This window comes from Verrucomicrobiota bacterium, from assembly GCA_016871535.1.
Lineage (GTDB): Bacteria > Verrucomicrobiota > Verrucomicrobiia > Limisphaerales > SIBE01 > VHCZ01.
On record VHCZ01000189.1, the window covers coordinates 1 to 12,066 of the forward strand.

Consider the following 12,066-nt stretch of genomic DNA (forward strand, 5'->3'; position numbering starts at 1 on the left):
TTTTGTCCGTGGCCTGCGTTGGCTCGGTCCTTACAGCCCGCGTTGGGGATGCTCGGACCTCGCCGCCTTGGCCACAGCCAAAATCCCTCGCCGCAGGACCCCGCGCAATTTTCGGACACGCTCTTAGTTGAGTTGACGCGCATCATCTCGATAGTTCGAGCGAACTGGTTCGGCGCTCGAAACGGAAACTGTTTGGCTTTCTCTCGGAACTGCCGTTAGCTCACCATTCTCTGGCCTCCCGCGCAACAAAATTTTGGAGCCCATATTTGACTTGCAGAAACGCGCGGAGGCGGCTAAATATCACACTAGATGTCTAATTCAATGAATAGACCATCTGGATTCTAGCATGGATAAACTTCAACCGAAGAGGGTGTCTTGAGCCGCCCTTTCACCCCTCGCAGTTCCTTCTCCTCTAATTCGCTCGTCAAGGTCAATGGGAAGATTCGCGCCCGTGAGGTGCGCGTGATCGGGGTAGATGGCCATCAAATGGGTGTTTTTCCCCTGGGCGAAGCCATCAACATGGCCCGCGGCCATGGCGTGGACCTGGTCGAGATCGCGCCCAACGCCGCTCCGCCCGTCTGCCGGCTCGTGGATTACGGCAAGTTCCGCTACGAACAGGCCAAAAAGGAAAACGAGGCCAAGAAGCACCAGCACGCCAACAAGGTCAAAGAGATTCAACTGAGCGCCACAATCGATCCTCACGACTTCGGCGTGAAGCTGCACCACGCCATCGACTTTCTCTGCGAAGAGATGAAAGTGAAAGTCGCGCTTCGATTTCGCGGCCGCGAAATGGCGCACACGGAACTGGGATTTCAAGTCGTGGAGAAATTCATCAGGGAACTCGCTCCCTTCGGGCACCCGGATGCGCCGGCGAAACTCATCGGCAAGGGAATCAACATCATGATGAGCCCGTTGCCCCGGAACAAACGGGCCAAGAATCCCCGCGAGACCGGCGTCAGCCCTGAAAAACTGCACGTCCACTCGCCGGGTCCAAACAACGTCCCGGTCTATCCTCCCGCCCAGCACCCGAGGTCAAGCCAACCTGTGTCCAAATCCTCAGCATCGCCTGCACCCGCGAGCGGATTTGTCCATAATCCGTTTTCGGAACTGGATGTGAAGCTTCAGCAAGGGGCGTGACCCGCCTTCAGTGGCCCAAGGCCCGGCGGATTCAAGAAGGAGCCCGGGCAGCCTGCCCGTAGCGATTCTTGTTTTACCCGTACGTAGTCCCGGATTCAGCAGGCCAACGCGCGAAACCGGCTCGTGATGTGTCTCACAAATGAATACCAGCCATTTGTGAGACACATCACTAAAACCGGGACAACATCCGGATAGTGGGCCGGATAATTTCCGAAGGTTGAGGTTGTGCGGGCAAACTGCCCGCGCTCTTCAACCTTGAATCAATCCGCGCCGCCGCAGCGCCGCCTCCATTGCTCTTTGCATCAGCAAGTCTGCAAGCGGTTTTGTGGCATCATCCAACTCGGCAATGGCGGCGTTGATCTGGTTCAGGTTTCCGGCCTGCGTGGTGGGATCTTCAGTATCCAAAGCGGCTGTCACCGCAAGCACGGCCGCGTCAATCCTCGTTCGAAGGTCGGCGGCGATCTCTGCGCCGCATTCAGCCAACGCCTTGCGAGTCGCCTCCACCGTATCGCCGGCCCGGAGCCTGGCTTCGATCCAGCGGCGCGCCGCCAGATCCTCGAAGGCGTGCTCGACGGACTCTTCAACCATTTTCTCCACCTCCGCGTCGTTCACATCGACGGCGGATTTCAGGTCGACCACGGTTTGGCGACCGGATTTGAGATCGCGCGCCAGCACGCGCAGAATTCCGTTAGCGTCGATTTCAAATTGGACGCCCACCCGCGCCACACCTTTGGGCGCGCGTTCAAAGTCGAGCGTGAACCGCCCCAAACTCCAGTTGTCCCTGGCACGCTCGCGCTCGCCCTGGAGGACATGAATCAACATGGCCGTTTGGTGATCCACCGCCGTCGTAAACACTTCGCCGGCTTTGATCGGGATGGTGGAATTCCGCGTGATGATAACGTTCATCAAGCCGCCAAACGTCTCGATTCCCAGCGAGAGCGGCGTCACATCCAGCAACAGGAGATTCTTGAAACCGCCCGCCAGGATTTCCGCCTGGATTGCCGCGCCCAACGCAACGGCTTCGTCGGGGTTCTGCGAAGTGTTCAACGCCGGCCCGCGTGATTTGTGATAGTCCGAACCCACCCGAAGCGCCCCGGCGACCACCTCGAACTCGGCGCAATGGAAAAGCTCGGCCGCGAAACGCCGCACCAGCGGCATACGGGTTTGGCCACCCACCAAAATCACCTGATCCAAATCCGCGGGTTCCAGCTTGGCGTCGGCCAGCGAACGCAGGCAGTGCTCCCGCGTCCGGACGATGATATCGCGCGTGAGTTCTTCCAGTTCGCGCCGCGTGAATGGGCAAGTGAAGCTGAACTGTGAATCAAGGAAAGGAAGCGAAACGCTCGCTTCCTCCACATCCGAAAGCTTGATCTTGGTTTCCTCCGCTGCCTCGCGGAGGCGCGCCATCAAACCGGGCTCCTGCGTTGCGTCCGGCCCGCCGGCTTTTCGGATGCGTTCGACGAGCCAGTCCACGATGCGTTTGTCCAGATCATCGCCGCCCAGCAGCGTATCGCCGTGCGTGGCGAGCACCTGGAAAACTCCCTCGGTCAGTTCCAGAATCGACAAATCGAACGTTCCCCCGCCCAGGTCATACACGGCGATTTTGGACCGTTCCTTCAGCTTGTCCAAACCATAAGCCAGGGCCGCGGCGGTCGGCTCATTGATGATGCGTTCCACGGTCAAACCCGCCAGCTCCCCTGCCCTCTTGGTCGCGCTGCGCTGCGCGTCGTTGAAATACGCCGGGACGGTGATGACGGCGCGCGTCACCGGCTCTCCGAAGTAAGTTTCGGCATCGGCCTTCAACTTCTTCAAAACCTCCGCCGAGACATCTTCCGCCTTGAGCACTCGGCCTCGGATGTCGATCCCGACCGCTTCGCTGCTTTGGGTCCTGAGCGGATAGTTGACCCGGAGTTGCTCGCGCGAGATTTCATTGCCCCGCCGGCCCATGAAGCGCTTCACGGAATAGACCGTCTCTGCCGGTTTCAGCACCCGCAACCTCTGGGCCTTGTGCCCCACGAGGGCCGGACCGCTATCGTCCGGAAAATGAACCACAGACGGCGTGAGCCGGTGCCCTTCGCGATCGGGGATGACAAACGGAAAACCGGAATCCACACTCGCGACCAACGAATTGGTTGTGCCCAGATCGATGCCGACAATTCTGCTCATCGTGTTTGCCGGCGCATCGTAACAAGCATCCGGGAGATTTGCACGAATTGCGCTCCAACGTCCGCACGGTAGGGCGAGTCCGTCCCCGGCGAGCCGCTCGACGTGCGTGGAACACGTCCGACTCGGCTCGCTGGGGACAGGCTCGCCCTACCGAAGTTAAACGGAGAAGCCATTGAATTCCTTCTTGCCTGGGTTTGATGGCAAATTAGCCTGCGACGCGGAAGGAGAACCAAGTTTTGAACGACTGGACGCAAGACCTTGCTGACCGACTGCACCTGAGACTGCCTCTTCAAGTGTGTCTGTTCGCCCTTTTATTGTGCGCAGCAACGCAGGCCGTCAGCCAAACAATCGAGGCGGATCCGCTCGACAACTGGCAAGTGCGGCATCCACTTCCGCCGGGCATTGCTCTGAATGGCAACACCGTTACGATTGCTCTCGCCGACGCAACGCGATTTTACCGGCTCAGGAAACAATGAAGGAGACCGACCGTTTCGAGTTCGAGCGCGCGCTGCTCGCAAAAGGAGTAACCCGCATCGCCGGCGTGGATGAAGCGGGGCGCGGACCATTGGCGGGACCTGTCGTAGCTGCGGCCGCCGTGTTGCCAGTCGAGTGGATTCGCAACGGACTGCCCGAAGCACTCGAAGGTCTGAATGACTCCAAACAACTCACCTCCGCGCAACGCGAGTCCTTTTTCACCTTCCTCACCACGCAAGCCGAGATTCTGACCGCGGTGAGCCTCGTCGAAGTCGGCGTCATCGACACGATCAATATCCTCCAGGCCACGCACCAGGCCATGAACCGCGCGCTCGCCCAATTGACGCTTCCGCCCGAACACGTCCTTGTGGATGGCTTACCGGTTGCGTCGATTGCGTTACCGCAGACCGCGCTGGTCCAGGGAGACGCGCGAAGTTATTCCATCGCTGCGGCCAGTGTGATGGCCAAGGTCACGCGGGACCGTTTGATGGAGGATTACGACCGCCAATTTCCGGCTTACGGTTTCGCGAAGAACAAAGGATATGGCACAGCCGAGCATTTGGCCGCGCTCGCCCAGCACGGCCCCTGTCCGCTGCACCGCCGCAGTTTCGCGCCGCTGAAGCCGTCCCAGCAGGAGTTGTTTGATTTCTGAAATGAACCGCCCACTCGTGTCTGAATTTGGGAGCAGAAAGGAACCACGGATGAACACGGATGAACACGGATTTGGGGACCCACCCACCGCTCTCTCTGCGTGCGATCTCCAAGTTCACCGCCAACTCTCTTTATCCGTGTCCATCTGTGTCCATCCGTGGTTGTAATCTCTTTTCAGACGATGAACCTGTGGCAGCGAGTCAAAACGCGGTGGATGCGACCCGACGAACCGCAGCATCTCAAGCGCGGGAAGCTCGGCGAACGCGCCGCCAAAAGACATCTTCAAGAACGCGGCCTGAAATTTCTCACGGCCAATTTTCGCTCACCGCGCGGAGAGATCGACCTCGTGTTTCGCGACGGCGATTGTCTGGTGTTCGTGGAGGTCAAGACCCGGTCGTCGGAAGATTGGACCCGGCCCGAATTTGGGAGCAGAAAGGAACCACGGATGAACACGGATGAACACGGATTTGGGGACCCACCCACCGCTCTCTCTGCGTGCGATCTCCAAGTTCACCGCCAACTCTCTTTATCCGTGTCCATCTGTGTCCATCCGTGGTTGTAATCTCTTTTCAGACGATGAACCTGTGGCAGCGAGTCAAAACGCGGTGGATGCGACCCGACGAACCGCAGCATCTCAAGCGCGGGAAGCTCGGCGAACGCGCCGCCAAAAGACATCTTCAAGAACGCGGCCTGAAGTTTCTCACGGCCAATTTTCGCTCACCGCGCGGAGAGATCGACCTCGTGTTTCGCGACGGCGATTGTCTGGTGTTCGTGGAGGTCAAGACCCGGTCGTCGGAAGATTGGACCCGGCCCGCCGCGGCCGTGAACGCACGCAAACGCCGGTTGCTCTCCCAGACCGCCTTCGATTACTTGAAGCTCCTGGAGAACCCCCGCGTTCGGATTCGATTCGATATCGTGGAGGTGCTGCTGGAAGACGGTGCGGTGCGCGAAATTCGGCACTTGCCCAACACGTTCAGCCTCAGCTCACCCTACCGGCTCGGCTGAGCAAGCAACACTGAAGCGTCGGCTCATTCTGGCATCCCTCTGGGATGTCAAAGCACCCTCGATTTTGAAAAACGACATCCCGCGCCTCTCACCTGACTTCCGTTCATTATCCGTGTGCATCCGTGTCCATCCGTGGTTAAATTGAGGAAGATGACTGCCCCATGAACACTCCAATGAACTGGAAAAGGCACCCTTGGGCCGGAGTCTTTGCCGCCACACTGTGCGCGTTTCAAGAAGACGAATCGATCGATGAAGACGGCTTGCGCGCTTATTTCGCCGAACTCGCCCGCGTCGAAGGCATCAAAGGCCTCGTCTGCAACGGCCATACCGGTGAGGTCATGTCCCTGCGCCCCGGCGAACGCGCGCGCGTGACGCGCATTCTGGCCAAAACACTCCAGGATACGTCCCGCAAGACAGGCCGCGCCGTGAAAGCGGTTTCGGGCGTCTCGGCGGAAGGAAGCCTGGAAGCAATCGACCACGCCCTCGCCGCGAAAGAAGCCGGCGCCGACGCGATTCTTCTAATGCCGCCGCATCATTGGCTGCGCTTTGGCCGGGGCTTCGACACCGCCGTGGGATTCTTCGAGGACGTGGCCTCCGGAGCAGACATCCCGATCATCGTTCACCAATATCCGGCGTGGACGAAGGCCGGCTATTCGCTGAAGGAGATGCTGGAACTGGTGAAGATTCCGCAAGTCGTCTGCATTAAGATGGGCACGCGCGACATGGCCCGGTGGCTTTACGACTACGAGACGCTCAAGCACGCGGCGCCCCGCGTTTCCATCCTGACTTGCCACGATGAATTTCTGCTCCCGACTTTGCTCGACGGCGCGGACGGCGCGTTGATCGGCTTCGCGGGCTTCGCGCCCGAACTCATGGTTGATGTGGTCCACGCCGCGCTGGCAGGAGATTTGCGCCGGGCGAAAAAAGCCCGGCAAACGGTCGCGCCGCTCGCGCGCGTCATTTATAATTTCGGCGAACCCGGTTGCGGCGCGCACCAACGCATGAAAGTGGCGCGCTGGTTGATGGGCAAATTCCCCTCGCCGGTTTTCCGCCGGCCGGTTCGGCCTCTGTCGCCCGACCAGATCGAACGCATCCGGGCCGAACTTCGCCAGATCGGCTTTCGCTGTTCAGTAGGCGATGGGAGGCATAAGCCCCCTCGCGTGTTTCGGGCGGCGCCCCGCCGGTCGGCGCGTCGCTGAAAGCGAATGGCTCCGCGGGGCTAGGGGGCTAGGGCGAGTCCGTCTCGGCGAGCCGTGTCCGACGTATTGGAACACGTCGGAGGCGGCTCGCTGGGGACAGGCTCGCCCTACCGAAGGCAAACCGAGAATGGCCGGACAGGAGAGGTCGCTCAGTTATGGATTGTTCCGAAGCCGCCCGAAGGCTATCTTCCAACTCAATCGCCGAAGTGCCGCTTCAAGTGTTTTCGAGGTGCATTTCGGTGCAAGGGAACAACGAGACGCTGAACTTATCCGATCCCGGATCGGCTCGACCCTCCTCGTCATTGTCCCGCGTAGGAGAGCCGGTAAATCTTGTTGCCCGTGTCGTCGCTGATGAGGATCGAGCCGTCCGGCGCTTCCAGGCAATCCGCCGGGCGCCCCAGCACTTCCGTGCCGCCCTTGAGGAAGTTCACCATTTTCTGTTCGCCGTACGGATGGCCGTCCTCGAACAGAATTCGCGCCAGGCAATAGCCGGATTTCTGAGTGGCATTCCATGAGCCGCGCATCGCCACAAAGGCGTCGCCCCGGGCATTAGGAATCTTGTTGCCGTGATAGAAGAACATGCCGTTGCCCGAACAATGGGCGGCCATGGTCCATTCGGGGATCGTGGTCTTGGACGCAAGTTCCGCAAGGTCCGGCCGTTTCAGAAAATTAAAGTTCGGGATGTTTTTCCCCAGAATGTACGGGTGCCCGTAGAAGCCGCCTTTCTTGTAGTGGTTGAGTTCGGCCGGAGGATTGTGGTCCGTGATCGGCTGGCCGAATTTCTTTTCCTTGCCCTCGATCGATTCGCCGAGCGTGTCGATGTCGTGATCGACGCCCCAGATTTCCTCGGTGCCCGGTCGGATCGCGAACTTCTCGGTGTTGCGCAAGCCCGACGCGAAGAGTTGTTTGTCGGAGCCGTCCAGCGCGAAGCTCCAGATTTTTTTCCGTTCGTTCGCATCGATGGGTTCATCCGTGGCGTTCGTTTGATCGCCGATGTGCGTGTAAATGCGTGACTGATGAATCAACAGGGCGCGCCACCGATGCCCGCCGCCGGTGATGGGGAGTTTGTCTTCGCTGACGACTTTGACGACTTCATCGGCTTTGCCATCGCCATTTGTGTCGCGGGATTTGTAGATCGCGGAGACTTCGGCGAACCAGAGCCAGCCGTTGTGCCAGGCCAAGCCTTGCAGAATGTTCTTCGGGTTGTGACCCTCGACGTACGGCGCCACGCTTTCGTAAACCCCATCGTTGTTCTTGTCGCGGCAAGCCATGATTTTGCCGGCGCTGGGAACGCTGACAAAAAGAACGCCCTCAGGATTCGTGGCCATGAACCGAGGGGTCTTGATGGTGTTTTCCGCCACGGTCAACGTGAAGCCCGGACGGACCCAGATCCCCGCAGGAACGTCCGCGGCCGAAACCTGGAACGCGAAGAGCGAAGCCAGGAAGAGAACGGTGGCCGTTCGGAAGGATGCCAGCCACGTCTTAGATTCTGGCGTTGAACGGCTGAACGGCCCTCTCTCCCGTCCTGCGGACACCCTCTCCCCCTCCGAGTGGGAGAGGGATGAGGTGAGGGGGTTTGTTCGGGAGGAAGGAGTAAGAGTAACGGGCAACTTGCCGAGGATCGATCGCAGTGTGGGATGTGTGGCTTTCATGTTTCAGTGAGGATAACTTGCCACCAGTGCCAGCGTCCAGAATTTCATCGCGCACTTACAGTAATTTCAAATTCTCGCAACAATTAACGATTTAACGTTGTAACGCTGTCACGATGCGGCTGCGGCCCTTGCTCACCACCAATCAAAGTCGGGGTTTGGCCGGTCCCTCACCCAGTTCACCAGCGCGGGAGGCCAAAATCCCTTGCGGCATAACTCCAGCCATTTGTGAGACACATCACTAGCCGCGGGCTAATTCAGCCCAAAGACGACCACCGCGCCGTTCTTGAGCGTGAGCGGGCGTTCGTAAAGCGGCGGACCGAGGAGAAGCTTGTTCTGAAGCAATGCAGTTGATCTCACCGACCAAAGCCCGGAGCAGCCATTGATGTTGCGCCGGCGACCGCGCCACTCACTGGCTGGGAGAGGAGAAATCCGGCCCTGCCACCGGCTACGGAGATGCAATCTTCTTTTTCGCCTCCTCGGGCACCTGGACCTGGGTGGAACCAACCCGACTGATCTCCACCGTGGTCGTCCGGTTGATGGCGAATTCTTGCTGATGATCCGTCAGGAGAATCTTGCCTTGGAGATTGACCTCGTACTTCGCCAGCATCCCGTTCTTCACCCAGAATCTCGCCGTGCCTTTGGCGCCCGGAGACACGCGCGCCAGGAACTCGACGCGGCTGCGGCTGAGCAAAAGGTTCTTCACGCCTTCCGCCGTGAAGTCGCCTGTGTAAGCCCCGCCTCGCTCCGCCTTGAGAGTTCTGCAAATCTTGAGGAGCTCCTCGGCTTCGGCGTGCGGCGGCTTGAAGTCCTGCAACCGGCGCGCAATCCACTCGCGATCCCCGGTCAACTCTCTGGCCGACTCCCACGCGGTCTCGGTTTTGATGGCGCTTTGCCCGCCCTTCGAAGCGACTTCGACCGCGTTGCCCTCCAGGGTGAATCGGAAATAGGTGAAGCCGTTCGCTTCCGTCTGCCCATGCGTCGGTCCCTGGCGCGTCAGCGAGGATTTCGGTTCGGCTTTGGGCGTTGAAGTCCAACTGTAGTTGGCCTGAGAAGCGAGTTGTTGCAGGGCGCTTTTGACTTCCGCCGAGGGATTCTTATCGGCCGCCCAGCAATCCACCACGCCTCGCGTTGCAAGAACCAGCCCCAGAAGCATGGCAAGCCACCAAGGTAGGGCGAGTCCGTCCCGGCGAGCCGTTCCACGAGCTTTGAATACGTCCAAATAGGCTCGCTGCGGACACGCTCGCGCTACCCAGAGGTTCTTGGAGCGTCGCCTTGGGTTTCGAACAATGCACAGGGTCCACGAACCCACCCCGACCCCTTCCCGGGAGGGGAGCCTGCTTTCAAGCGCCGCCAGCCTGTTCCCCTCCTGGGAGGGGTCAAGGCGTGGGTCCACGCGAAGTCTGACAGCCGCGGTTTCAGTTCCGCCGCGGTCCGCGCGCATTAATCTCGTGTCTCTCTCCTGACGCATAGATTGCTGGCAACCCGCCATCGGACATGAACTCGTCAACGTTTCAACGTTTCGACGTTGTAACGATTCAACGACTCTGAGGCGCGGCTTTGCCGTGCCGCGTCATGTGTAGTCATTCCAAAACCGTTTGGCTACGGCAAAGAATCGATTACATTGCGATTCATGATCTCGCGAACCTCCTTTGAGAATAGGCGGAACGGGCTGCTAACCTCTTGTGATTCTCCGCCATTGGAGTCAGTGAGGATCCGCACCTCCGTCTCGCTGAGGGCGGGTTTGGACCATCATTTCGCCTCACGCTTCTTCTTAGTCCTCGCCTGCGTCCTCGGCGTCACCTCCGCTTGCTCGAACCCCGGCTCGCCGCCCGTCCAGACTTATCAAGGCATGTGCGACGGCTCGGCGGCCGTGGCGATCAGCCCGGACTTTTTCGCGGTTGCGAATGATGAGGACAGCGTGATCCGAGTTTACCGGCGAGACCTCGGCGGGCTGCCCGCCGAGAAGTTCGACTTGTCCCGCTTGCTGGACCTCCAAAAAGATTCACCCGAAACGGACATCGAAGGCGCCGCCCCGCTCGGAGACCGCGTTTATTGGATCACCTCGCACGCCCGAAACAGCGAAGGCAAAGAGCGTCCGAGCCGCCGCCGGTTTTTCGCGACGCGATTCGACGTCGAGACTGGCCGCGTTGCCATTCATCTTGTTGGCAAACCGTACAAAGACCTGATCAAGGACCTTGCCGCCGCGCCGGAATTGAAACGGTTCAACTTTACCGCCGCCGCCAAACTCGCGCCGAAGGATCGGGGCGGCCTCAATATTGAAGGACTCGCCGCCTCGCCTGACAACCGCCTCCTCATCACGTTTCGAAACCCGGTTCCGCAAGGGCGTGCGCTCCTGCTGCCGCTCCTGAATCCCGACGGCCTTGTTTCCGGAGAAAGGGCAAGGTTCGGTGAACCCATCCTCCTGGATTTAGGGGGACTGGGCATCCGGGACATCGCCGCCGTGAACGGGCGTTATCTGATTGCGTCTGGCGCCTACGCCGGGGGAAAAGGCGAAGCGCGGTTGTTTCTCTGGGATGGCAAATCCACCCAGCCTGAATTGGTCCGCTCAGTCGATCTGCGGCGGTTCAACCCGGAAGCGATTGTGGTTTATCCGACCGCCGCGTCCACGGCCACGCCGCAAATCCAGATCCTGAGTGACGATGGTTCCGGCAGAATCCGAGGAACCGATTGCAGAGATTTGAAAGACGACAGCGCCAAACGCTTCCGCGCGCTCTGGATCAACCTGGATGCGCCGTGAGACTCGGGGAGATTCGCTATTGCTCATTCTTCAACCGCGGATTTCACGGATTTTGCGGATGGAGAAGCGATCCTATCCGTGTGATCCATGTAATCCGCGGTTGACTCAGCTTCCTCTGGTTATCAGGGCGCCTGCCGTGTAGGTTTCTCCCCATCTTTATGCGCCGACTCTCGTTTCTCTTCCTGGTTTCGTGCTGCCTTCGGATCGCCGCCCCGGTCACTCCCTTGGCGCAAACTGCGGCGACGTCCGCCAAGCCCGAAATTCCCTTTGAAGGCCGCGCGCCGGCGCCGGAGTTCCCCGCTTCGCTCGAATGGCTGAACACGGCGCGCCCGCTCGCGCTCGCGGACTTGCGCGGCAAGATCGTGCTGCTGGACTTCTGGACTTACTGTTGCATCAATTGCATGCACATCATTCCCGATCTGAAAAAGCTGGAGGCGAAATACGCCCGGGAACTGGTCGTGATCGGAGTTCATTCCGCGAAATTCCAAAATGAGAAAGAAACCGCCAACATCCGCGAAGCGGTCCAGCGCCATGAGATCGAGCATCCCGTAGTCAACGACAAGGACTTTCAAGTCTGGAAATCGTACGGCGCCCGGGCCTGGCCCACGCTCGTGTTGATCAATCCCCACGGCAAAGTCCTTCGCGCATGCCCAGGTGGCAGAGCGAAAGCGTCGTGACGGAGGAGGAGGATTTTTCCGCGCGTTCGCTCGGTGACCGCCGATGTTCTCCCGGATTTCCGCTCGGCCGTTCCGGACGTCTGAGCGGTACACGGAGAAAGACCGTTCGCGTGATCGAAGCGAAGGGCAAGACCGTGCGTCTCGAAAGAACCGTGGAATTTCGGAGCCGGCTCAACGAGCGATGACAAGCCGCGCTTAGTGGTCCATTTCATAAATACGCTCACGTTCGCGGCAAGGGATTTTTCGGCCAGACGAGGCGCGAGCGACGAGCATATCCCGAAGTGGATCTGTAAGGAGCAAGCAACGAAGTCTGGCGAAAAAGAACTGCCGCCCTTCGGGTTGCGCCG

Annotated in this window: 11 protein-coding genes; 8 read left to right on the forward strand and 3 right to left on the reverse strand. The window is 59.6% G+C overall.

Translation table 11 applies throughout. The features are described from left to right. Positions 1–375 precede the first annotated feature (375 nt). Positions 376–1,137 carry a translation initiation factor IF-3 gene (locus FJ398_20075; protein MBM3840217.1) on the forward strand — a complete coding sequence of 254 codons (762 nt, stop codon included), beginning with the start codon at positions 376–378 and terminating at the stop codon, positions 1,135–1,137. Between the two features lie 249 nt (positions 1,138–1,386). On the opposite strand, the gene dnaK is transcribed toward FJ398_20075, so the two are convergent. Beyond that, a complete protein-coding gene (gene dnaK / locus FJ398_20080) occupies positions 1,387–3,303 on the reverse strand; it encodes a molecular chaperone DnaK (GenBank protein ID MBM3840218.1) in 1,917 nt (638 codons plus the stop codon). A gap of 236 nt (positions 3,304–3,539) precedes the next feature. Between dnaK and FJ398_20085 the strand changes: the two genes are divergently transcribed. The 5 genes from FJ398_20085 to FJ398_20105 all read left to right on the forward strand — a co-directional run bounded on the left by FJ398_20085 (position 3,540) and on the right by FJ398_20105 (position 6,632). Beyond that, positions 3,540–3,779 carry a hypothetical protein gene (locus FJ398_20085; GenBank protein ID MBM3840219.1) on the forward strand — a complete coding sequence of 80 codons (240 nt, stop codon included), beginning with the start codon at positions 3,540–3,542 and terminating at the stop codon, positions 3,777–3,779. After that, positions 3,776–4,429, forward strand: coding sequence for a ribonuclease HII (locus FJ398_20090; protein ID MBM3840220.1), 654 nt, complete (start codon positions 3,776–3,778; stop codon positions 4,427–4,429). The genes FJ398_20085 and FJ398_20090 overlap by 4 nt, the downstream gene beginning before the upstream one ends. Before the next feature lie 213 nt (positions 4,430–4,642). Beyond that, positions 4,643–4,990, forward strand: coding sequence for a YraN family protein (locus tag FJ398_20095; GenBank protein MBM3840221.1), 348 nt, complete (start codon positions 4,643–4,645; stop codon positions 4,988–4,990). A 47-nt stretch (positions 4,991–5,037) separates the two neighbouring features. After that, positions 5,038–5,433, forward strand: coding sequence for a YraN family protein (locus FJ398_20100; GenBank protein ID MBM3840222.1), 396 nt, complete (start codon positions 5,038–5,040; stop codon positions 5,431–5,433). A gap of 161 nt (positions 5,434–5,594) precedes the next feature. After that, positions 5,595–6,632, forward strand: a complete 1,038-nt coding sequence (locus FJ398_20105; protein MBM3840223.1) for a dihydrodipicolinate synthase family protein — start codon at positions 5,595–5,597, stop codon at positions 6,630–6,632. A 299-nt stretch (positions 6,633–6,931) separates the two neighbouring features. Here the strand turns inward: FJ398_20105 and FJ398_20110 are convergent, their stop codons facing one another. After that, complete coding sequence (locus FJ398_20110) at positions 6,932–8,284, reverse strand: hypothetical protein (protein ID MBM3840224.1); 1,353 nt, start codon at positions 8,282–8,284, stop codon at positions 6,932–6,934. A 445-nt stretch (positions 8,285–8,729) separates the two neighbouring features. After that, on the reverse strand, positions 8,730–9,437 hold the full coding sequence (locus FJ398_20115) for a hypothetical protein (GenBank protein MBM3840225.1): 708 nt from the start codon (positions 9,435–9,437) through the stop codon (positions 8,730–8,732). Positions 9,438–9,914: 477 nt separating this feature from the next. Here FJ398_20115 and FJ398_20120 point away from each other — a divergent pair, with 477 nt between their 5' ends. Continuing rightward, the gene (locus FJ398_20120; GenBank protein MBM3840226.1) at positions 9,915–11,042 is read left to right on the forward strand and encodes a DUF3616 domain-containing protein; all 1,128 of its coding nucleotides are present in this window, start codon (positions 9,915–9,917) and stop codon (positions 11,040–11,042) included. A 158-nt stretch (positions 11,043–11,200) separates the two neighbouring features. After that, a complete protein-coding gene (locus tag FJ398_20125) occupies positions 11,201–11,719 on the forward strand; it encodes a redoxin domain-containing protein (protein ID MBM3840227.1) in 519 nt (172 codons plus the stop codon). Positions 11,720–12,066 lie beyond the last annotated feature (347 nt).